A 23236-nucleotide genomic window follows, 5' to 3' on the forward strand; every position below is an offset into this window, starting at 1 on the left:
CATGAGACGTAAAAAAAGACGCATCCTGATCGTCGATGGCTACAACCTCCTCGGGGCCGACCCGGAACTGCACAAAGAGTCGCTGCAGTCGCTCCAGCTGCCGAGGGAGAAGATATTGGCCGCTCTCGCGGAGTACCAGTCGGTGGTCAATCAGGAAATCATCTGTGTGTTCGATGCCTATGAAGTGCGCTCGAAGGAGAGTGTGCGCGATTTTCATGGCGTCACCGTGGTCTATACAAAAGAGAAGGAGACGGCGGATGAGTACATCGAGCGGTTTGTACACGACCACTACCATCCCCACCTATCGGAGATCAGTGTCGTAACGAGCGACCTGACTGAACAGAATGCGATATTCGCCCTCGGCGCCTACCGGATCTCATCCCGTGAGATGTGGCTGAACTTGGCGGAAGCTGAAAAGAATATCAGTGAAAAAATAGATGCGATTAACGAAAAAATGCCCAGACAGAAACTGGATATCCGGCAGGATGTTCAAGCGAAACTCGAGAAATGGCGGCGCGGACGTTTTTAGCATATTGAATATATTGATGATTCCTCTTATCCTTGAGTAAAGTTCTGGGGGGGATTGGTCATGTATCATATCACTGCATATCAATTTTATATTCGTGAGCGTGGGACGGCCGATGACATGGATCAGCTCGCCTGCCGTGTGGATGCGGGTGACGCTGCCGCTTTTGATATAATGGATGAAAGGATCAGGCCATATGTCAGGCGGCTGACCTATCGCTATACCGAACACTTTCAAGACCGCGAGGATATGGAGCAGGAGATGATGGAAGTTGCGCTCAAACTATGCAGCCGCTATGACCATACCCGCGGCAGATATATGCATTACCTCTACCGGACGCTCCGCTTCGAAATGATGAGCAGGTCGAGTGCGCGCGGACTCAGGCGCTGCCGGGAACGGGCATCCATCGAAAAGATGTATGACGAATCAAAGAGCGGCGAGCGGGAAGCGGATCCGATCAACATGATGGTTAAGGAAGAGCAGCTCCAATATCTGCTGCATAAAAAAGGCATCTGTTCACCTCTGGAGCAGAAAGTCCTGCAACACCTCGACATGGGGCACAGCATCGAAGATGTGTGTCTGGCCTTTGAACTGGACAGGAAGGCGGTGCTCAATACACTGCATCGCATCAGGCGAAAAAAAGAGCTTCTAAGCCATGAGGGGTGGGAAGGAGGGCCATTTGACAACACGGCATGAAATCGGTATAGTGAATTAGAATTGAAATGAGGAAGCTATGATGAAAGTGGCACTAACATGCACTGGATGCGGGTCGCGCAATTATAGGACGACTACCGAGCACAAGGAAAGACTATCCATCAGGAAGTACTGCAAAACGTGCAACCGGCATCAGACTCATAAAAGTTCCATCTGATACAGGAGGAAACAACCGATGGCAAATGATAAGAATTTCCTGCAGAATGTTGTCAGCGAGATGAAGAAGGTAAGCTGGCCGACCGGTCAGGAAACGGTCCGCTATACAGCGGTCGTCATGTTCACAGTGATATTCTTTCTGGCGTTTTTCTACGCGCTGGACCTGGGTATCTCCGCACTCATAGACTTAATGTAACCAAAGGAGAGATACTATGTCTGGAGAAAAGAACTGGTATGCAGTACATACTTATTCCGGATATGAAAATAAAGTGAAGAAGAACCTTGAAGCCCGGCTCGAATCGATGAACATGCAGGATCAGATCTTCCGCGTCATCATCCCTGAAGAGGAAGAGACGACCGTCAAGGACGGCAAGCGCAAAACGGCAATGAAGAAGACGTTCCCGGGATATGTGCTCGTCGAACTCATCATGACTGATGAATCCTGGTACATCGTCCGGAATACTCCAGGGGTTACGGGCTTCGTCGGTTCCCAAGGGGCGGGCAGCAAGCCGAATCCGCTTCTGCCGGAAGAAGTGAAGTTCATCCTGAAACAGATGGGCATGGCTGAACGCACCGTCGATTTCGAAGTTGAAGTCGGCGAGTCCATCAATATAGTCGATGGGCCGTTCAAAAATCAGATGGGCGAAATCCGCTCCATCGATGAAGAGCACTATAAGCTGACTGTACTGGTCGAGATGTTCGGGCGTGAAACCCCGGTCGAAGTGGAATTTGACCAGATCGAGAAATTGTAATAACTCACTTGCTTTTTTAATGGAATAGTGGTATATTATCATGGTCGAAATTTTTTCGGCCATCTTTTTTTATAGATGCGAGTGGGAGGGTGAAAACTGACATCCTGTGACCACATCACGATAACGAGGAGGTGCACATCGTGGCTAAAAAAGTAATCAACATTGTAAAATTGCAGATTCCTGCAGGTAAAGCGAATCCAGCACCACCGGTAGGTCCGGCATTGGGTCAGGCTGGTGTGAACATCATGGGATTCTGTAAGGAATTCAACGCACGTACACAAGAACAGGCGGGTCTCATCATTCCGGTTGAAATTTCCGTATTTGAAGACCGCTCATTCACATTCATCACAAAAACACCACCAGCAGCAGTTCTTCTCAAGAAAGCTGCAAACGTTGAAAAAGGTTCTGGAGAGCCAAACAAAAACAAGGTGGCCAGCGTAACTGAAGCGCAAGTGCGTGAAATCGCTGAAACTAAAATGGAAGATCTTAATGCAGCAGACGTCGAAGCGGCTATGCGTATGGTCGAAGGTACAGCCAGAAGCATGGGCTTCTCTATAGAAAAATAATTTGACTGAACATGAAAACAGAGTATTAATACAAACGTGGGAGGATTACCCGCTATAACCACAAGGAGGAATAGAAATGGCTAAGAGAAGTAAGAAGTATCAGGCAGCTCTTGAAAAGTTTGACCAAAACGCATCTTACAGCATTGAAGAAGCAGTCAAACTAGCTAAAGAGACAAGCACTGTCAACTTCGATGCCTCTGTTGAAGTAGCATTCCGCCTGGGTATTGATACGCGTAAGAATGACCAGCAGATCCGTGGAGCAATCGTCTTGCCGCACGGTACTGGTAAATCACAGCGTGTATTGGTATTCGCTAAAGGTGAGAAGGCTAAGGAAGCAGAAGCAGCAGGTGCAGATTTTGTAGGAGAGGACTACATCCAGAAGATCAATGAAGGATGGTTCGACTTCGACGTAATCGTTGCAACACCTGACATGATGGGCGAAGTAGGTAAACTCGGCCGTGTGCTTGGACCTAAAGGTCTCATGCCGAACCCTAAGACGGGTACTGTAACGATGGATGTTACGAAGGCAGTCGAAGAAATCAAGGCAGGTAAAGTGGAATACCGTGCAGAAAAATCCGGTATCGTGCATGCAGCGATCGGCAAAGTATCCTTCGATGAAGATAAGCTTGTCGAGAACTTCAAAGCAGTCCATGACGCGCTTGCAAAAGCGAAGCCAGCATCTTCAAAAGGTGTATACTTCAAGACCACTGCAGTTTCTTCTACGATGGGTCCTGGCATCAAAGTGGATCCTAGCATAATCAGGGCCTAGAACGACCCTAAAGTATATATTGACAACTGCATCTGTATTATGTATAGTTGCAGTTGTATTTTAATACTACCTAAGACAGTAGGAGCCGTCGTGCTTAAAAGTCCATCCTACCGAGGCAAATGATTAAGACTTGAATGATATTCAATATAAATTCAAGCACTTTTTGCCGAGGGTAAAAGGTGCTTTTTTTATTGCACCGGATACACAAACAAATATGGAGGTGTAACTATGTCAACAGTGATTGAAGCTAAACAGCAACACATCGATGTCATCACAGAACAATTTAAGAACTCTGTATCTACTGTACTTGTAGACTACCGTGGCCTGACTGTTTCTGAAATGACTGAGCTTCGCAAACAGCTCCGTGAAGCGAATATCGAATTCAAAGTCTACAAGAATACGATGACACGCCGCGCGGCAGAAAAAGCTGAGCTTACTGAAATCAATGAATTCCTGACGGGACCAAACGCTATCGCATTCTCAAACGAAGATGTGATTGCACCTGCGAAGATCTTGAACAACTTCGCCAAAGATCATGAAGCATTGGAAATCAAAGCAGGCATCATCGAAGGTCAATTCACACCGGTTGAAGATGTCAAAGCAATTGCAACGCTTCCAGACAAAGATGGACTCGTATCCATGCTGCTTTCCGTACTGCAAGCTCCAGTACGCAACTTCGCCTATGCAGTTAAAGCTGTCGGTGAAGAGAAGGAAAACGAAGAAGCTTAATAAACTATACCAATAAATGGAGGAATTATAATGTCCCAAGAACAAATCATTGAAGAAATCAAAGGTATGTCCGTACTTGAACTGAATGACCTTGTCAAAGCAATAGAAGAAGAGTTCGGCGTTACAGCTGCAGCTCCAGTGGCAGCAGCAGGCGCTGGTGCAGGCGAAGCGGCAGCAGAAGAGCAGACTGAGTTCGACGTTGAACTTACAGACGCTGGATCTTCTAAGATCAAAGTCATCAAAGTTGTTCGTGAAGCGACAGGCCTTGGCCTCAAAGATGCTAAAGCAGTCGTTGACGGCGCACCTAAAGTCGTCAAAGAAGGCGCTTCTAAAGAAGACGCTGAAGAACTTAAAGCACAACTCGAAGAAGTTGGCGCAAGCGTAGAACTTAAATAATCTTATTCAGATATGTAGGGAGGCTCATTTTAAACGATTGTTTAAATGAGTCTCTTTATTTACATAATGACGGCGCATAAATATAGGAGTGGTGTGATGAGCCATTATTTCACCGGACATGATTCGGAACATAATTATAAAGAAATAGAGTACGCATACCAAGGTAAGCGCTACACATTCAAAACGGACCGTGGTGTCTTCTCCAAGGATCGCATCGATTATGGCAGCGCAGTACTTATTGATGCAGTCATAAAAGATAGGAGCGCTGATGCAGGAGGAGACTTCATTGATATGGGGGCAGGTTATGGTCCGATTGGCATCGTCATTGGAGATGTCCTTGACGCAACCCCACTGATGATTGAAGTGAACCCGGACGGACTTCTGCTCTCCAAGGAGAATGCTTCCCGCAATAGAGTTGCGGCCGAAGTGAAGGATCGCAGTGAATACGACGCCCATGCCGAAGCCTTTAAGCCAGACTTCTACGTGACGAATCCTCCGTTCAGGGCAGGGAAAGACGTGGTGCTCGACATCATAGAAGATGCCGCCGGACGTCTTGAAGATGGTGCATTCTATATGGTCGTCCAGAAAAAGCAGGGGATGCCTTCATATCGCAAAGCCATCCAAGAAAGTTTCGGCAATGTTGAGACGCTTGCGAAAGATAAAGGATACTACGTCCTGAAGGGCGTCACAGGCCAATTTTAAATTTGACTTGACTTTTTTTCTGTGATATAGTTATAGAATGTAAAAATATAATGTCAATCAGTATGCATTTTTTCAGTGCGGATTGAATGGAGCGTATAAATATAGTTGATTAATAGAAAATGGGGTTGGTTTCGATTCCGTTTTCTTTTTGTCTTATTAACTGTTTAACTGCTTCGGTGAATGTTTTACGTAATTTTTATTAGGGGTGAATCTGTCGATGAGTGAACTGATTCAATATGGAAGACACGCTACACGCAGAAGTTATGCACGAATCGAAGAAAAAATGGATCTGCCGAACCTGATCGAAATCCAGACAAAATCCTACGAATGGTTCCTGGAGAAAGGCCTTATAGAGATGTTCAAGGACATTTCTCCAGTTGAAGACTTCACAGGTAATATGTCACTGGAGTTCGTCGACTATAAACTCGGCGAACCTAAATATGATGAGGATGAGGCAAAGAACCATGATGCAACCTATTCTGCGCCTTTGCGTGTGAAAGTCCGTCTGATCATAAAAGAGACGGGTGAGGTTAAAGAACAGGAAGTGTTCATGGGTGATTTTCCTCTGATGACTGATACCGGCACTTTCGTCATCAATGGGGCGGAACGCGTCATAGTATCACAACTTGTCAGAAGTCCATCTGTCTATTATTCCGAAAAAATCGATAAGAACGGCAAAAGAGGGTTTGGCGCGACAGTGATCCCGAACCGCGGCGCTTGGCTTGAATATGAAATAGACGCCAAGGACATCGTATACGTGAGGATCGACCGTACACGTAAACTGCCTATGACTATACTTCTTAGAGCACTCGGATTCTCTACCGACCAGGAAATCATCAATATTCTTGGAGATAATGAATACGTCAGGAATACGCTTGAGAAGGATACTACCGAAACGGTAGATCAGGCACTCCTAGAAATCTACGAACGACTTCGCCCAGGCGAACCACCGACTGTCGAGAACGCGAGGAATCTTCTATATTCCCGCTTCTTCGATCCAAAACGTTATGACCTTGCGAGTGTAGGGCGTTATAAGATGAACAAAAAACTCCATCTGAAAGACCGTCTGTTCAACCAGGTGTTGGCTGAGCCGATCGTCGACCGGGAAACAGGAGAAATTGTAGCAGAAACAGGCACTACAATCGACAGACGTACATTGGACGGCATCATGGATGTCCTTGAATCCAATGCGAACCTGGAAACATATCATCTAGAGAATGGACTGCTCGATGAGCCGATTGAAATCCAATCCATAAAAGTTGAAGCGCCGAACATGGAAGAGGGTACCACAACCATCATAGGAAACGCATTCCCTGATGTTGAAGTGAAGTCAATCACACCTTCTGACATCATTGCTTCCATGAGCTATTTCTTCAACCTGCTTCATGGAGTGGGACACACTGACGATATAGACCACCTCGGTAACCGTCGTCTCCGCTCTGTAGGGGAACTGCTCCAAAACCAATTCAGGATTGGTGTTTCCCGTATGGAACGTGTAGTGAGGGAGCGCATGTCGATTCAGGACACTGAATCCATCACACCACAGCAACTGATCAACATCCGTCCGGTAATCGCCTCCATCAAGGAGTTTTTCGGAAGTTCACAGCTGTCGCAATTCATGGACCAGACGAATCCACTTGCTGAATTGACGCACAAGAGACGTCTATCTGCGCTTGGACCCGGCGGTCTGACGCGTGAGCGTGCAGGAATGGAAGTACGTGACGTACACTACTCCCACTACGGACGCATGTGTCCAATCGAAACGCCAGAAGGACCGAACATCGGTCTGATCAACTCCCTGTCCAGCTATGCGCGGGTCAATGAGTTCGGCTTCATCGAAACTCCATATAGAAGAGTCGACCCAGAGACGAACAAGGTCACAAGTGAGACACACTACCTGACAGCTGACGAGGAAGACAGCTACGTCGTCGCCCAGGCGAACGCGCTCCTTGAAGAAGATGGTTCATTCACCAACGAAGAAATCGTCTGCCGCTTCCGTGGTAACAACACGAAGATGGCGAGAGAACGCATGGACTACATGGACGTATCCCCGAAACAAGTTGTTTCTGCGGCGACGGCATGTATCCCATTCCTGGAAAACGATGACTCGAACCGTGCTTTGATGGGTGCGAACATGCAACGTCAGGCTGTACCACTCCTGATTCCGCAGTCCCCACATATCGGTACGGGCATGGAGCACGTGGCTGCACGCGACTCTGGTGCTGCAATCGTCGCACGCTACAAAGGCCGTGTAGAACGTGTAGAAGCAAAAGAAATCCACGTGCGTCGGATTGAAGATCAGAATGGAAAAGAAGTTGAGACGGACAAAGATGTATATAAATTGTCCAAATTCATCCGTTCGAACTCCGGAACATGCTATAACCAGAGGCCGATTGTCGCTAAAGACGATATCGTCGCCAAAGGTGAAATCCTTGCTGACGGGCCGTCAATGGATAATGGCGAGATGGCACTGGGCCAAAACCTGGTGGTCGGCTTCATGACTTGGGACGGCTACAACTATGAGGATGCCGTCATCATGAGTGAACGCATGGTCAAGGATGACGTCTATACTTCCATCCACATAGAGGAGTATGAATCAGAATCGAGGGATACGAAACTCGGACCTGAAGAAATCACAAGGGACATTCCGAACGTTTCCGATAATGCGCTGAAGAAACTGGATGACCGCGGCATCGTACACATCGGTGCTGAAGTCAAGGATGGCGATATCCTCGTCGGTAAGGTCACGCCTAAAGGTGTAACCGAACTGACAGCGGAAGAGCGTCTACTCCATGCGATATTCGGTGAGAAAGCACGTGAAGTGCGTGATACTTCACTCCGTGTACCGCACGGTGCAGGCGGCATTGTGTTGGATGTCAAAGTCTTCAACCGTGAAGATGGTGACGAACTCTCTCCAGGGGTCAATCAGCTCGTGCGCGTCTACATCGTGCAAAAGCGTAAGATCAGCGTAGGTGACAAAATGTGTGGACGACACGGTAACAAAGGTGTCATCTCCAGAATCCTGCCTGAGGAGGACATGCCTTACATGCCGGACGGCACACCAATCGACCTTATGCTCAACCCACTTGGGGTACCATCGCGTATGAATATCGGACAAGTGCTTGAACTCCACCTCGGTATGGCTTCCCGTGCCATGGGTGTGAAGATGGCATCCCCAGTATTCGACGGTGCGAATGAGGAAGATGTATGGGAGACGATGTCAGAAGCAGGACTTGCCCATGACGGTAAGACCGTCCTCTACGACGGCAGGACGGGAGAACCGTTTGAGAGCCGCATCTCCGTTGGTGTCATGTACATGCTCAAGCTTGCCCACATGGTCGACGACAAACTCCATGCGAGAAGTACTGGACCATATTCACTTGTTACACAGCAGCCACTCGGCGGTAAAGCCCAGTTCGGTGGCCAGCGTTTCGGGGAAATGGAAGTATGGGCACTGGAAGCATATGGTGCCGCCTATACCCTCCAGGAAATCCTGACGGTCAAATCCGATGATACCGTCGGTCGCGTGAAGACCTACGAAGCGATCGTAAAAGGTGAAAATGTCCCTAAACCCGGCGTGCCTGAATCATTCCGTGTGCTGATGAAGGAGTTGCAGAGCCTCGGTCTCGATGTCAATCTGCTTGATGAGAATGATGAAGAAATCGAGATGCGTGATACAGAAGAGGACGAAGCGCCTAATCAGATGAATTTGAGTGCGGAGCCAAAAGCAGCGACTGAAGATGTCACTGAATGATGATTGAGCTTGATAAAACTTTAGGGAGGAAAGCTCATTGATAGATGTAAATAGATTTGAATATATGAAAATAGGTCTGGCTTCATCCGAAAAGATCCGTTCATGGTCTTTCGGTGAAGTGAAAAAACCTGAAACGATCAACTATAGAACGCTTAAGCCTGAACGAGACGGCCTTTTCTGTGAAAAGATATTCGGCCCGACGAAAGATTGGGAATGTAGCTGCGGTAAATATAAGCGTGTAAGGTACAAAGGCATGGTCTGCGACCGCTGTGGTGTGGAAGTGACACGTGCCAAGGTCAGACGTGAGAGGATGGGGCACATTGAACTTGCTGCCCCTGTCTCCCACATCTGGTATTTCAAAGGCATCCCCTCCAGGATGGGGCTGCTGCTTGATATGTCCCCACGCTCCCTGGAAGAAGTCATCTACTTCGCGTCCTACGCAGTCATCAAGCCAGGATCTACCGGCCTTGAACCTAAGCAGCTGCTGACTGAGCGCGAGTACAGGGAATATTATGATAAGCACGGCAATACATTTACAGCCAAGATGGGTGCTGAAGCCATCAGGGAACTGCTGATGGATGTCAACCTCGAAGATGAGCTCGCCCAACTCAGAAAAGAGCTGGAAACAGCAACAGGCCAAAGGTTGACCCGTGCAATCAAACGTCTTGAAGTCGTTGAATCATTCAGGAGCTCAGGAAACGATCCTGCGTGGATGATCCTTGACGTACTGCCGATCATCCCACCGGAAATCCGTCCGATGGTCCAACTTGATGGCGGGCGTTTCGCCACAAGTGACTTGAACGACCTCTACCGTCGGGTCATCAACCGTAATAACCGCCTCAAGCGTCTCCTTGACTTGGGAGCGCCTGGCATCATCGTCCAGAACGAAAAACGTATGCTCCAGGAAGCTGTTGATGCATTGATCGATAACGGCCGCCGCGGTCGTCCGGTGACTGGTCCGGGGAACCGTCCGCTCAAATCCCTCTCCCACATGCTGAAAGGGAAACAGGGACGTTTCCGTCAGAACCTGCTCGGTAAACGTGTCGACTACTCTGGACGTTCAGTCATCGTAGTTGGTCCAAGCCTGAAGATGTACCAGTGTGGACTGCCGAGGGAGATGGCTCTCGAACTGTTCAAGCCGTTCGTCATGAAAGAGCTTGTTGAACGTGAAATGGCGACCAACATCAAGAATGCCAAAGGTAAGATAGAGCGCATGGAAAATGAAGTGTGGGATGTCCTTGAAGATGTCATCAAGGAGCACCCGATACTGCTGAACCGTGCACCGACACTTCACCGCCTAGGTATCCAGGCGTTCGAGGCGACGCTCGTCGAAGGACGTGCGATCAGGTTGCATCCATTGGTTACGACTGCCTATAACGCAGACTTTGATGGTGACCAGATGGCAGTGCATGTACCGCTATCGAAAGAAGCTCAGGCCGAGGCCCGCACATTGATGCTGGCTGCCCAAAACATCTTGAACCCTAAGGATGGCAAGCCGGTTGTAACGCCTTCACAGGATATGGTGCTCGGCAACTACTACCTTACACTTGAGAGGGAGAACACAAAACGCGAAGGCCACATCTTCAAGGATGCGGATGAAGTTGTAATGGCTTATCAGAACGGCTATGTACAACTCCACAGCCGCATCGGCGTGCATACCGACAGCTTCGCGGCAGAGAAGGTTTCCAGGGAGAACCAGGGCAAGATACTCATGACGACGACAGGAAAAGTCATCTTCAATGAAATCATGCCACCTTCCTTCCCGTACATCAATGAGCCGACAAGGGAAAACCTTGAAGTGAAAACTCCGGACCGTTATTTCGTCGCTGCATCGGAACTTGGTGAGGGTGGATTGGCGGAGCGTTTCAAAGAGGTGCCACTAGTCGATCCGTTCAACAAGAAATTCCTTGGACAGATCATAGCGGAAGTGTTCAACGCTTTCCATATCACTGAAACTTCCGTCATGCTCGACCTTATGAAGGATCTCGGCTTCAAGTATTCATCCAAAGCCGGAATCACTGTAGGTGTGTCTGATATCGTCGTACTTCCTGAGAAGCAGGAAATCATCGATGAGACAGAAGAGAAGGTTGAAAAGGTCCAGAAGCAGTTTGCACGTGGACTGATCACAGAAGAAGAACGCTACGGCACGGTCATAGAACTGTGGACGCGTGCAAAGGATGATATCCAAGCACGGCTGATGCAGTCACTTGATCGCCTGAATCCGATATTCATGATGAGTGATTCAGGTGCCAGGGGTAACGCATCCAACTTTACTCAACTGGCCGGAATGCGTGGTCTGATGGCCAACCCGTCAGGGCAGATCATAGAACTTCCGATCAAGTCCAGCTTCCGTGAAGGACTGACGGTCCTTGAGTACTTCATCTCCACGCACGGTGCACGTAAAGGTCTGGCCGATACTGCACTTAAGACGGCGGACTCAGGGTACCTTACAAGACGTCTGGTCGATGTTGCGCAAGATGTCATTGTCCGCGACGACGACTGTGGAACTGATAAAGGGCTGCTCGTTTCAGCGCTTACAGAAGGTTCAGAATTGATTGAGCCACTCATCGACCGTCTCGAAGGGCGTTATGCCAAAGAGACAGTCAAGGATCCTGAAACGAAGGAAATCCTGGTCCACTCAAATGAACTGATCACAAATGAGATAGCGAAAGCGATTGTGAACAGTGGCGTCGAAGAAATGTACATCCGCTCAGCCTTCACATGTAATACACGCCACGGCGTGTGTGAACGTTGCTATGGTAAGAACCTTGCAACCGGCGAAAAAGTAGAAGTGGGTGAAGCAGTTGGTACTATCGCTGCACAATCCATCGGTGAGCCGGGTACACAGCTTACAATGCGTACATTCCACACGGGTGGGGTCGCAGGAAGCGACATCACTCAAGGTCTGCCGCGTATACAGGAGCTCTTCGAAGCACGTAATCCAAAAGGTCAGGCGATGATTTCAGAAATCCGCGGAGCGGTGACTGATATTGAAATCGTCAAAGATCGCCAGCAGGAGATCAAGATCAAAGGTGAGCAGGAAACGAAGACGTATACTGCCCCAGCGACAGCACGTCTGCTTGTAGAAATCGGCGATAAGGTCGAACCGGGTGAGATACTGACTGAAGGTTCGATCGAGCCGAAGGAACTCCTCGCGGTCGCAGGCCTGAACCGCACGCAGGAATACCTGCTTAAGGAAGTTCAGAAGGTATACCGCATGCAAGGTGTTGAAATAGATGATAAGCACGTTGAGGTCATGGTCAGACAGATGCTGAGGAAGGTCCGTATCATCGATGCCGGTGATACTAAGCTCCTCCCTGGCGCACTGGTCGACATCCATGCCTTTACGGATGCCAACCGTGATATCTTCAAGAAGCGCAAACGTCCGGCAACCGCAAAACCGGTACTGCTCGGTATCACCAAGGCGTCACTTGAAACAGAAAGCTTCCTTTCTGCAGCAAGCTTCCAAGAAACGACAAGAGTGCTGACAGATGCTGCAATCAAAGGTAAACGTGATGAACTTCTCGGTCTCAAAGAGAACGTCATCATCGGTAAACTCATACCGGCAGGTACGGGAATGCCGAGATACCGCGATGTGGAAATCGATGTCGAACATCCTGAGTCTGCAGAGCAGAAGGAAGAAATTCTTATTGAAGAATAAAAACAGGATACCCGCTCTTTTGAGCGGGTACTGTTTTAAAATAGTGTGTTGACATCCCTATTCAGAGATGCTACTATAATTAAGGTTACTCCATATTGAATCTTTACGATTGTTATGGGGAGATAAAATGTAAAATGTAAGAATTATTTCTTACACATTTTTTTATACCTTTAAAATGAGCCACCTGGATGTGTGGGATTAATTGAAGAGAGGAGGAAAACCATGCCAACGATTAACCAGCTTGTGAGAAAACCTCGTCAAAGCAAATCACAAAGCACAGACTCACCAGCATTGAACAAGGGCTACAACAGTCTTAAGAAACGTATGACGGACGAAAATGCACCACAAAAAAGAGGTGTATGTACGCGTGTCGGTACGATGACTCCTAAGAAACCGAACTCCGCCCTCCGTAAATATGCACGTGTGAGACTTTCAAACACTATTGAAGTGAACGCATATATACCTGGAATCGGACACAATCTCCAAGAGCACAGTGTTGTACTCATCCGTGGAGGACGTGTAAAGGACCTTCCTGGTGTACGCTACCACGTTGTACGCGGTGCGCTTGATACTTCAGGTGTCAACGACCGTAAACAGAGCCGTTCACTATACGGTACTAAACGCGCCAAGAAGAAAAAATAAAAATATAAAATGATATAAAATTTTTGAAAGGAGGATGACTATGCCACGTAAAGGACCAGTCCCAAAAAGAGATGTATTGCCGGATCCGATCCACAATTCCAAGCTTGTGACTAAGCTCATCAACAAAATGATGGTAGACGGAAAACGCGGTACTTCCCAAAGAATTCTTTACTCAGCTTTCGATCTTGTACAGGAACGTTCCGGCAGAGATGCAGGGGAAGTTTTTGATGAAGCGATCGAAAACATCATGCCAGTACTTGAAGTCAAAGCACGTCGTGTAGGTGGTTCAAACTACCAAGTACCTGTTGAGGTGCGCCCAGAACGCCGTACGACTCTCGGCCTCCGCTGGCTCGTAAACTACTCGCGTCTGCGCGGGGAGAAGACTATGGAAGAGCGCCTGGCAAACGAAATTCTTGATGCTGCCAACAATACTGGTGGTGCTGTCAAGAAACGTGAAGACGTTCATAAGATGGCTGAAGCAAACAGAGCTTTCGCACACTACCGCTGGTAATAAGAAGGTTGTGCAACAGCCTATCTATTCCATTCCCGGAAGGAGAAAAAGATATCAATGGCAAGAGAATTCTCTTTAGAAAAAACGCGTAATATCGGTATCATGGCCCACATCGATGCCGGTAAGACAACAACGACTGAACGTATCCTCTATTATACCGGCCGTATCCATAAAATCGGTGAAACGCATGAAGGTGCGTCACAGATGGACTGGATGGAGCAGGAGCAGGAGCGTGGAATCACGATCACTTCCGCTGCGACGACAGCACAATGGGACGGCCACCGTGTCAACATCATCGATACACCAGGCCACGTAGACTTCACAGTAGAAGTTGAACGTTCTTTGCGTGTACTTGATGGCGCGGTGACGGTACTTGATGCCCAGTCTGGCGTTGAGCCGCAGACGGAAACTGTCTGGAGGCAGGCGACAACTTATGGTGTGCCGCGTATCGTCTTCATCAACAAGATGGATAAAGTCGGTGCAGACTTTGAGTACTCAGTAAGTACAATCAAGGATCGCCTTCAAGCAAATGCGCATCCAATCCAATTCCCAATCGGTTCTGAAGATAACTTCACAGGGATCATAGATTTGGTTGAGATGAAGGCATTTAACTACAACAATGACCTTGGTACTGATGTTCAGGAAATTGAAATTCCAGCTGAGTACAAAGAAAAGGCAGAAGAGCTTAGGGAAGGCCTCATTGAAGGACTTGCCGACGTAAATGAAGACATCATGGAGAAATACCTTGGCGGAGAAGATATTTCTGTTGAAGAATTGAAAGCTGCAATCCGTCAGGCAACTTGTGATGTTGAGTTCTATCCTGTACTTTGCGGTACTGCGTTCAAGAACAAAGGGGTTCAACTCCTTCTTAATGCTGCAATCGACTATCTTCCGTCCCCACTTGATGTGAAACCGATCGTTGGTCACAGAAAAGATGATGAAGATGAAGAGGTTATTGCTAAGCCGGATGACTCTGAGTCATTTGCAGCACTTGCCTTTAAGGTCATGACTGATCCATTCGTCGGTAAATTGACTTTCTTCCGTGTCTATTCAGGTACCCTCAGCGCAGGCTCCTATGTTCAGAACACGGCGAAAGACAAACGCGAACGTGTTGGTCGTCTCCTTCAGATGCACGCCAACTCCCGTCAAGAAATTTCCACTGTCTATGCAGGCGACATCGCTGCTGCGATCGGCTTGAAAGATACTGGAACAGGGGATACGCTCTGTGACGAGAAGAACCAGGTCATCCTTGAATCAATGGACTTCCCAGAGCCGGTTATCCACCTCTCTGTGGAACCTAAATCCAAAGCTGACCAAGACAAAATGTCCAGCGCACTCGTCAAACTTCAGGAAGAAGACCCTACCTTCACGGCACACACCGATAACGAAACGGGTCAGGTCATCATCGGCGGTATGGGTGAACTCCACCTTGATATCCTCGTAGACCGTATGAAGCGTGAATTCAGAGTGGATTGTAACGTAGGTGCGCCAATGGTGTCCTACCGCGAGACGTTCAAGAAGCAGGCAGCTGTTCAAGGTAAGTTCGCGCGTCAATCCGGTGGACGTGGCCAGTTTGGTGATGTTCACATCGAATTCACACCTAACGAAGTAGGCGGCGGATTCGAGTTTGAAAACGCGATCGTCGGTGGTGTGGTTCCACGTGAATATATTCCATCCGTCGAAGCAGGACTCAGGGACTCCATGGAGAACGGTGTGCTTGCAGGCTACCCTATGGTAGACGTCAAAGCAAAACTCTTCGATGGTTCCTACCACGATGTCGACTCCTCAGAAATGGCCTTTAAGGTTGCTGCATCATTGGCACTCAGGGAAGCTGCCAAAGTATGTGACCCGGTCATTCTCGAACCAGTCATGAAGGTTGAGATCGTAATGCCTGAGGAGTATATGGGTGATATCATGGGTGATGTCACAAGCCGTCGCGGACGTGTTGAAGGTATGGCTGCGCGTGGTAATGCGCAAGTCGTCAATGCTTTCGTGCCACTTTCTGAAATGTTCGGTTATGCAACGAATCTGCGTTCCAACACGCAGGGACGCGGCACATATACAATGGTATTCGATCACTACGAAGAAGTTCCAAAATCAATTTCTGAAGAAATCATCAAGAAAAACAAAGGTGAATAATCAGCTCGCTTGATTTTTGGATCATAATCATTTATAAGTGGTTTAGAAACACCTCGGGCGGGCACGTCCCGTTTCCGAGTTTCAATATAAATATAAACAATTCTTTTAAGGAGAGGTATACAAATGGCAAAAGAAAAATTCGACCGTTCCAAGACGCATGCCAATATAGGTACAATTGGTCACGTTGACCACGGTAAAACTACACTCACAGCCGCTATCGCAACAGTTCTCGCTAAAAGAGGATCAGGCGAAGCGCAGAGCTATGCTCAGATCGATAACGCACCGGAAGAAAAAGAGCGTGGAATCACGATCAACACTTCCCACATCGAGTATGAAACTGAAACACGCCACTATGCGCACGTTGACTGCCCAGGTCACGCTGACTACGTCAAAAACATGATCACTGGTGCAGCTCAAATGGACGGCGGTATCCTCGTCGTTTCTGCAGCAGATGGCCCAATGCCACAAACTCGTGAGCACATCCTGCTTTCACGTAACGTTGGTGTACCAGCACTTGTTGTATTCCTCAACAAAGTAGACATGGTAGACGACGAAGAGCTTCTTGAACTCGTAGAAATGGAAGTGCGTGAGCTTCTTTCTGAATACGACTTCCCAGGCGATGACATCCCTGTAATCGCAGGTTCTGCTCTTAAAGCGCTTGAAGGTGTAGAAGAATACGAAGACAAAATCTTGGAACTCATGAATGCAGTCGACGAATTCATCCCGACTCCAGAACGTGACTCCGACAAGCCATTCATGATGCCTGTAGAGGACGTATTCTCCATCACAGGACGCGGAACAGTTGCGACTGGCCGTGTAGAACGTGGAAGCGTTAAAGTTGGTGCAGAAGTTGAAATCATCGGTATCAATGAAGAGTCCACTAAAACAACTGTTACAGGTGTTGAAATGTTCCGTAAGCTTCTTGACTATGCAGAAGCTGGCGACAACATCGGTGCGCTCCTCCGTGGTGTAGCACGTGAAGACATCCAGCGTGGACAAGTACTTGCTGCTCCTGGATCCATCACACCACACACTAACTTCAAAGCTGAAGTTTATGTACTTTCAAAAGAAGAAGGTGGACGTCACACTCCATTCTTCAACAACTACCGCCCACAGTTCTACTTCCGTACTACGGACGTAACTGGTGTGGTAGAACTTCCTGAAGGTACAGAAATGGTTATGCCTGGCGATAACGTTGAAATGAACGTTGAACTCATTTCTCCAATCGCGATCGAAGACGGTACACGTTTCTCCATCCGTGAAGGTGGACGTACTGTTGGATCAGGTGTTGTAACTGAAATCATCAAATAATATATTTGAAGATATTAGAAGCCAGGGTTTTTCCCCTTGGCTTCTTTCATATATGAAAAAGCCATCTCGAAAGAGATGGCTTTTTTTATTATTCACCAAATTTAAGAACGATGCTGCAGAGGGATTCCACCCCGGCCTTCAGGCCATCCTCATCGATGTCGAACAATGGATGGTGATGAGGATGATTGATTCCTTTTTCCGGATTACGGACGCCAGTATAGAAATAGCAGCCAGGCACCTTCTCAAGGTAATATGCAAAATCCTCACCACCCATGGAAGGAGGGTTTTCTTCAATGATTTTTACATATGCTGCATCTTCGAGGGAATGGCGGGCATGGTCAAGTTGCGAGTTATTGTTGAGCAGCGCAGGGTAGCCATGCTGATAGTCGAGATTGCATGTGACCTCGAAACTTGATTCGCTGCCTTTTATGATGCCATCCATCCGTCTCAGTACATCATCTTTTACACTTTGCTCGAATGTACGTATCGTGCCCCGCAACTCCACTGCATTAGGGATGACATTGAAAGAAGACCCCCCGTTGAACATGCTGGTCGTCACAACAGCTGACTTTAAAGAATCGACGGTGCGTGAAACGATGGATTGGAGCTGCTGGACCAGTGATGCCCCTGCAACGACGGGATCGATCGCTTCATGGGGTTCCGCCCCATGCCCCCCACGTCCTGCTACAGTGATCGTAAAGGCATCTGCTGCGGCATATGCGAAATCTTTTGTGTAGGATAGCGTACCTGTTGGATAGAGGGAAGAGACATGTGTCCCGAATATATAATCGACACCATCAAGTGCCCCGTCCTCGATCATCGCCTGTGCACCCCCGGGCAGCATCTCCTCTGCATGCTGGAAGATAAAGACGACATTGACCTTCAGGTCATCTTTACGTGCCGCGAGTATACGCGCCGTCGTGATGAGCATTGCAGTATGTGCATCGTGGCCGCATGCATGCATGACCCCCGGCACGGTGGACCTGTAGGGCACATCCTTTTCATCCTGGATCGGCAAGGCATCAAAATCAGCGCGCAAAGCGACAGTCCTGAAGTCATCATTAATATTCAATCGGGCAACAAGACCATTACCGCCCACATCCCGGCGGATATCTAGGCCAAGATCGCTGATCTGATTATAGATATACCCTTTTGTTTCTGCTTCTTTAAAGGAGAGTTCCGGATGCATATGCATATGCCGGCGTATATGGACCATTTCCTCGTGCAGCCTCTCTATATCCTGCTGGAGCTTCATCATATGACCGCCTCCTTAGCGAAGTAGTTGAAGACGGATTTCACCATGACAGAGACAGCATTCGTCAAGCCCTTCTCATCGATGTCGAACTGGCCGTGATGATGCGGGTAGTCGGCTTTGAAATTAGTGTTGCGGGTACCGGTATAGTAGAAGGTGCCAGGCACCCTCTGCAGATAGTAGGAAAAATCTTCCCCGCCGAGATCCGGTTCCAATTCCTGTACTTCCTTTACTGTAGAGATGCCAGTCGCCGCCTGGAGCACGAGATCTGTCTTGTCGGTATCATTGACCACTGGAGGATACCCTTTCATATAATTGAGGTCGTAGGTTATTCCTGTTGTGGTCACAAGGCCTTCAAGGCACTTTTTAAGTTCGTTGATCATCACCGCCTGTGTCTCGTGGTTGAAAGTCCGGATAGTGCCTCCGACTTCAACCGTATCGGGAATGATATTATGCTGATGTCCGGCATTGAACATTGTGATGGATAGGACGACAGGCTCCATCGGCTTGGATTTTCTCGTGACGATGTACTGCAGCTGATTGCAGAAGGTAATGGCTGCAGCGACAGGGTCGATTGCAACATGCGGTTTTGAGGCATGGCCGCCGCGCCCGTGTATCCTAATGGTGAAGTCGTCCGGCATACCGGTTGCTGTACCGTATTTGTAGCCGATTGTGCCGACATCGAGGCCACTGCTCACATGTTGTCCAAATATGGCGTCCACTCCATGCAGACAGTCATCCGCAATCATCTGTATGGCACCTCCGGGATCAACTTCTTCAGCGTGCTGGAAGATAAAGACCACATTGCCGCGCAGCTGTGCTTTATTTTCAGAAAGGATGCGGGCTACGGTGAGCAGTACTGCGGTATGGGCATCATGGCCGCAGGCATGCATCACCCCGGGTACGGTCGAACGGTATGGCACGTCCTTCTGGTCCTGGATCGGTAGGGCATCAAAATCAGCGCGCAATGCGACTGTCGGCCGCTCCGGGTCGATTATCAGGCGACCGACAACACCTCTGCCGCCGACGCCTTCTTTTGTCTCTATGCCGAGCTCCCTTAAGTATTCTGCGATATATGCGGGAGTCTGGACTTCATGGAAGGACAGCTCCGGGTACATATGGAAATGGCGTCTCAATCTGACCATTTCATCGTAGTGATCTTCCGCCAACTGTTCTATCACTCTTGTTTCCATTCAATCACCTGCTCAATCTCGAGAATTTTCATGAACATCGATAATCCACTGGTCATCGCTTCTTCATCCAAGTCGAACATGGGATGGTGGTGGACATAATCACTCTGCTTGGCTGCATTGCCCGATCCCGTGAAGAAGAAGGCGCCCGGAACCTCATTGATATAGTAGGAAAAATCCTCGCCTATCATCATCGGCTTGGCAGTCTCAAATTCAAGCCCCATGGCAGCTGCGGCTTCTTCGATGATATCTGCTTCCCTGTTGTGGTTAACGACTGCAGGATAGCCGATATTATACTCAAGTTCAGCGGTCGCCCCACGTTTCCTTGCTGTGTGGTCAACTTCTTTTTGGAAGATATCCTGGATGCGCTCCTTGATGGACTGCTCGAAAGTCCTTACCGTACCGATGAGCTCAGCCGTGTCCGGGATGACGTTAAAGGCATCGCCGGCGTGTATTTTACCGACGGTGACGACTGCATTGTCCAAGGGTGATATCTGCCGTGATACAGCAGTCTGCAGACTGGTGATCAGCTCTGCTGCGATGACTACGGGATCGACTGCTTGGCTTGGGTGTGCTGCATGACCCCCCCGACCCTTTATCTTTATTTTGAACATATCCGGACTGGATATGATGGGGCCTGGTCTCGTCTTGATTGTATGGGTCGGATACTGGCTCCAGTAATGTTGGCCGTAGACCCTATCTATGCCGTCCAGGGCACCATCCCCGACCATCGCAACTGCGCCACCTGGCTGTATCTCCTCAGCGAATTGGAAGATGAAGGATACGCTGCCTTTAATGGCGTGCCTATTTTCATAGAGGAGGTCGAGCAGTGCAAGCAATGTACTCGTATGGGCATCATGTCCGCACGCATGCATGACACCGTCCACTGTAGACCTATAGGGCACATCTTTTTCGTCATGTATGGGGAGGGCATCGAAATCAGCACGGATGGCAATATGTGGATCTCCGCCATTGCCGAGTGTAGCGAGGATGCCGCCTTCCCCCACCCCTTCACGTACTTTTAGATCCGGATACTTCTGCAGACGTTCCAATATGTATCTGTAGGTCTGTTCTTCATGGAATGAAACTTCCGGATGCATATGCAGATAGCGTCGTGTGTCGATCATTCCGGGTAATGCCGCTTGTGCCATGTCCCGAATCTTCATAATTTCAACCTCCTTGATCATGTCATATAATATTATCAAATTTTCTAACTTTTTGAAACTTAATAAAAACATCGTTTCAATTCTAAGACAGCTTTTAATTATGATATGATATGGGAAAGAGGAGGAGATTGTAAATGTCTAAAATTTTGGATGAGTACCTTGCATCAAATCTGCAGGAATTGAAAGATAACGGACTCTATAATGAAATCGATGTGGTTGAAGGGGCCAATGGACCGGAAATCACGATTGGCGGCAAGAAGTTGATCAATCTATCTTCCAACAACTATCTCGGCCTTGCGACGGACGAGATGCTAAAGAAGGTTGCGAAAGAAGCGATCGATACCCATGGTGTAGGCGCAGGCGCCGTACGTACGATCAACGGTACCCTGGATCTGCATGTGGACCTGGAAGAGACTTTGGCTAAATTCAAAGGCACTGAAGCGGCAGTTGCATTCCAATCCGGCTTCAACTGTAACATGGCAGCAATCCAGGCGGTCATGGGCAAAGAGGATGCGATTTTGTCTGATGAATTGAACCACGCTTCAATCATCGACGGGTGCCGCCTTTCCCGCGCAAAAATCATCCGTGTGAACCACTCCGATATGGATGATCTCCGCAAAAAAGCCAAAGAAGCTGTAGAATCCGGCCAATACGGGAAAGTCATGTACATTACGGATGGTGTATTCTCGATGGATGGCGACGTAGCATTGTTGCCGGAAATCGTGGAAATCGCCAAAGAATTCGACCTCATCACGTATGTGGACGATGCACACGGTTCAGGTGTCATGGGCAAAGGTGCAGGAACTGTCAAGCACTTCGGCCTTGAGAAGGAAATCGACATCCAGATGGGTACACTGTCAAAAGCAATCGGTGTAGTCGGCGGCTATGTTGCAGGCAGCCAGAATCTGATCGACTACCTTAAAGTGGCAGCCCGCCCATTCCTATTCTCCACATCACTGACGCCTGGTGATACGCGTGCGATAACTGAGGCAGTCCACAAGCTGATGGATTCTACAGAGCTACACGATAAACTCTGGGAGAACGGTGATTACCTGAAAGAAGGCCTTAAGAATCTTGGCTTTGATATCGGTAATTCCGCAACACCGATCACACCTTGCATAATCGGTGATGAAAAGACGACACAGGAGTTCTCGAAACGCCTCATGGAAGAAGGCGTATACGCCAAATCGATCGTCTTCCCGACTGTGCCTAAAGGTACAGGGCGTGTAAGGAACATGCCGACGGCAGCACACACTAAAGAAATGTTGGATGATGCGCTTGCTGCATATGAAAAAGTAGGTAAAGAACTGAACGTAATCTCATAATTAAGGAGCACGGCGATGGAACGGATCATTATTACCGGTGCGCTCGGGCAGATCGGCACTGAGCTGACTTTAAAACTAAGAGAGAAATACGGGGACGAAAATGTTCTGCCGACGGACATCAAAGAACCTGAGAGTGACGAATTGAAAGGTAAGCCTTTTGAAATCCTGGATGTCAGGGATAAAACGCGGATGGATGAAATCGTAGAGGACTTCAAACCCGATACGATTATGCATATGGCCGCGCTACTCAGCGCGACTTGCGAAAAGAATCCGCAATTTGCTTGGGACATCAATATGGGAGGACTTGTAAACGCCCTTGAGACCGCAAGGGAGCGGGATCTTAAATTCTTCACCCCAAGTTCCATCGGTGCTTTTGGACCATCGACTCCGAAGGAGAACACCCCGCAGGTCACCATCCAGAGGCCGACCACAATGTATGGTGTGAATAAAGTATCGGGTGAACTGCTGTGTGACTACTATCATGAGAAATTCGGTGTGGATACACGGGGCGTGAGGTTCCCGGGACTCATCTCCCATGTGAAGGAGCCCGGCGGCGGTACAACCGATTACGCCGTTGAAATCTTCTTTGAAGCCATCCGGAATGGACAATATACATCGTTTATAGATAAAAATACGAATATGGACATGATGTACATGGATGATGCCATCGAGGCGATCATCAAGCTGATGGAAGCGGATGCTTCGAATCTGGAACACCGCAATGCCTTCAATGTCACAGCGATGAGCATCAATCCTGAGATGGTGGCGAATGAAATCAAAAAGCATATACCTGACTTCAAACTGTTCTATGATGTAGATCCTGTACGTCAGGGAATCGCAGAGAGCTGGCCGAACGCCATCGATGCGACGGAAGCTGAACGGCAGTGGGGATTTGCACCACAATACGACCTTGAAAAAATGACTGTAACAATGTTGGAAGCAATACGAAATAAATGATAAGAAGGCATATTGCCT

The 23236-nt window shown here is 48.4% G+C and carries 21 protein-coding genes and 1 other annotated feature; of the genes, 18 read left to right on the plus strand and 3 right to left on the minus strand.

Translation table 11 applies throughout. The features are described 5' to 3' along the window. Position 1: 1 nt before the first annotated feature. The 16 genes from ACFFLE_RS08860 to tuf all read left to right on the plus strand — a co-directional run bounded on the left by ACFFLE_RS08860 (position 2) and on the right by tuf (position 17328). Positions 2-529: an NYN domain-containing protein gene (locus ACFFLE_RS08860; protein WP_344703566.1), complete on the plus strand. Its 528-nt coding sequence runs from the start codon at positions 2-4 to the stop codon at positions 527-529. 60 nt (positions 530-589) lie between these two features. Then, a complete protein-coding gene (locus ACFFLE_RS08865; protein WP_380570738.1) occupies positions 590-1222 on the plus strand; it encodes an RNA polymerase sigma factor in 633 nt (210 codons plus the stop codon). A gap of 40 nt (positions 1223-1262) precedes the next feature. Next, on the plus strand, positions 1263-1397 hold the full coding sequence (gene rpmG / locus ACFFLE_RS08870) for a 50S ribosomal protein L33 (protein ID WP_380570739.1): 135 nt from the start codon (positions 1263-1265) through the stop codon (positions 1395-1397). 18 nt (positions 1398-1415) lie between these two features. Then, positions 1416-1592, plus strand: a complete 177-nt coding sequence (gene secE, locus ACFFLE_RS08875) for a preprotein translocase subunit SecE (protein WP_344703559.1) — start codon at positions 1416-1418, stop codon at positions 1590-1592. Between the two features lie 16 nt (positions 1593-1608). Continuing rightward, the gene (gene nusG, locus ACFFLE_RS08880) at positions 1609-2148 is read left to right on the plus strand and encodes a transcription termination/antitermination protein NusG (protein WP_380570740.1); all 540 of its coding nucleotides are present in this window, start codon (positions 1609-1611) and stop codon (positions 2146-2148) included. A gap of 140 nt (positions 2149-2288) precedes the next feature. Beyond that, positions 2289-2714 (plus strand): 50S ribosomal protein L11, encoded by a 426-nt coding sequence (gene rplK, locus ACFFLE_RS08885; protein ID WP_380570742.1) that lies wholly within the window; start codon positions 2289-2291, stop codon positions 2712-2714. 76 nt (positions 2715-2790) lie between these two features. Beyond that, positions 2791-3483 (plus strand): 50S ribosomal protein L1, encoded by a 693-nt coding sequence (rplA, locus tag ACFFLE_RS08890; protein ID WP_380570744.1) that lies wholly within the window; start codon positions 2791-2793, stop codon positions 3481-3483. 51 nt (positions 3484-3534) lie between these two features. Beyond that, positions 3535-3681, plus strand: a sequence feature (ribosomal protein L10 leader region). Between the two features lie 30 nt (positions 3682-3711). After that, positions 3712-4212: a 50S ribosomal protein L10 gene (rplJ, locus tag ACFFLE_RS08895; RefSeq protein ID WP_344703552.1), complete on the plus strand. Its 501-nt coding sequence runs from the start codon at positions 3712-3714 to the stop codon at positions 4210-4212. A 27-nt stretch (positions 4213-4239) separates the two neighbouring features. Continuing rightward, complete coding sequence (gene rplL, locus ACFFLE_RS08900; RefSeq protein ID WP_344703585.1) at positions 4240-4608, plus strand: 50S ribosomal protein L7/L12; 369 nt, start codon at positions 4240-4242, stop codon at positions 4606-4608. 96 nt (positions 4609-4704) lie between these two features. Then, positions 4705-5310 carry a class I SAM-dependent methyltransferase gene (locus ACFFLE_RS08905; protein ID WP_380570745.1) on the plus strand — a complete coding sequence of 202 codons (606 nt, stop codon included), beginning with the start codon at positions 4705-4707 and terminating at the stop codon, positions 5308-5310. A 217-nt stretch (positions 5311-5527) separates the two neighbouring features. Next, positions 5528-9064 (plus strand): DNA-directed RNA polymerase subunit beta, encoded by a 3537-nt coding sequence (gene rpoB, locus ACFFLE_RS08910; protein ID WP_380570746.1) that lies wholly within the window; start codon positions 5528-5530, stop codon positions 9062-9064. A gap of 37 nt (positions 9065-9101) precedes the next feature. Further along, the gene (gene rpoC / locus ACFFLE_RS08915; protein WP_380570748.1) at positions 9102-12725 is read left to right on the plus strand and encodes a DNA-directed RNA polymerase subunit beta'; all 3624 of its coding nucleotides are present in this window, start codon (positions 9102-9104) and stop codon (positions 12723-12725) included. Positions 12726-12947: 222 nt separating this feature from the next. Next, positions 12948-13367 carry a 30S ribosomal protein S12 gene (gene rpsL / locus ACFFLE_RS08920; protein WP_344703545.1) on the plus strand — a complete coding sequence of 140 codons (420 nt, stop codon included), beginning with the start codon at positions 12948-12950 and terminating at the stop codon, positions 13365-13367. 40 nt (positions 13368-13407) lie between these two features. Then, positions 13408-13878, plus strand: a complete 471-nt coding sequence (gene rpsG / locus ACFFLE_RS08925; RefSeq protein ID WP_344703543.1) for a 30S ribosomal protein S7 — start codon at positions 13408-13410, stop codon at positions 13876-13878. Between the two features lie 57 nt (positions 13879-13935). Beyond that, complete coding sequence (gene fusA / locus ACFFLE_RS08930) at positions 13936-16017, plus strand: elongation factor G (RefSeq protein WP_380570749.1); 2082 nt, start codon at positions 13936-13938, stop codon at positions 16015-16017. Between the two features lie 123 nt (positions 16018-16140). Further along, a complete protein-coding gene (tuf, locus tag ACFFLE_RS08935) occupies positions 16141-17328 on the plus strand; it encodes an elongation factor Tu (protein WP_380570751.1) in 1188 nt (395 codons plus the stop codon). Between the two features lie 88 nt (positions 17329-17416). Here tuf and ACFFLE_RS08940 read toward each other — a convergent pair whose 3' ends face one another. The 3 genes from ACFFLE_RS08940 to ACFFLE_RS08950 are packed head-to-tail and all read right to left on the minus strand — an operon-like array spanning position 17417 to position 20936. Further along, a complete protein-coding gene (locus tag ACFFLE_RS08940; protein ID WP_380570753.1) occupies positions 17417-18586 on the minus strand; it encodes an amidohydrolase in 1170 nt (389 codons plus the stop codon). Then, on the minus strand, positions 18583-19773 hold the full coding sequence (locus tag ACFFLE_RS08945) for a M20 metallopeptidase family protein (protein ID WP_380570755.1): 1191 nt from the start codon (positions 19771-19773) through the stop codon (positions 18583-18585). The genes ACFFLE_RS08940 and ACFFLE_RS08945 overlap by 4 nt, the downstream gene beginning before the upstream one ends. Further along, a complete protein-coding gene (locus ACFFLE_RS08950) occupies positions 19758-20936 on the minus strand; it encodes an amidohydrolase (RefSeq protein ID WP_380570756.1) in 1179 nt (392 codons plus the stop codon). Before ACFFLE_RS08950 ends, ACFFLE_RS08945 begins: the two co-directional genes overlap by 16 nt. A 134-nt stretch (positions 20937-21070) precedes the next feature. On the opposite strand from ACFFLE_RS08950, the gene ACFFLE_RS08955 reads away from it, so the two are divergent. Continuing rightward, positions 21071-22261, plus strand: coding sequence for a glycine C-acetyltransferase (locus ACFFLE_RS08955; RefSeq protein WP_380570757.1), 1191 nt, complete (start codon positions 21071-21073; stop codon positions 22259-22261). Positions 22262-22276: 15 nt separating this feature from the next. Next, a complete protein-coding gene (locus ACFFLE_RS08960) occupies positions 22277-23218 on the plus strand; it encodes an L-threonine 3-dehydrogenase (protein WP_380570759.1) in 942 nt (313 codons plus the stop codon). The last annotated feature ends 18 nt before the right edge of the window (positions 23219-23236 follow it).

Origin of the sequence: Salinicoccus siamensis (genome assembly GCF_042429615.1) — a bacterium.
In the GTDB taxonomy this organism is placed as follows: Bacteria; Bacillota; Bacilli; order Staphylococcales; family Salinicoccaceae; genus Salinicoccus; species Salinicoccus siamensis.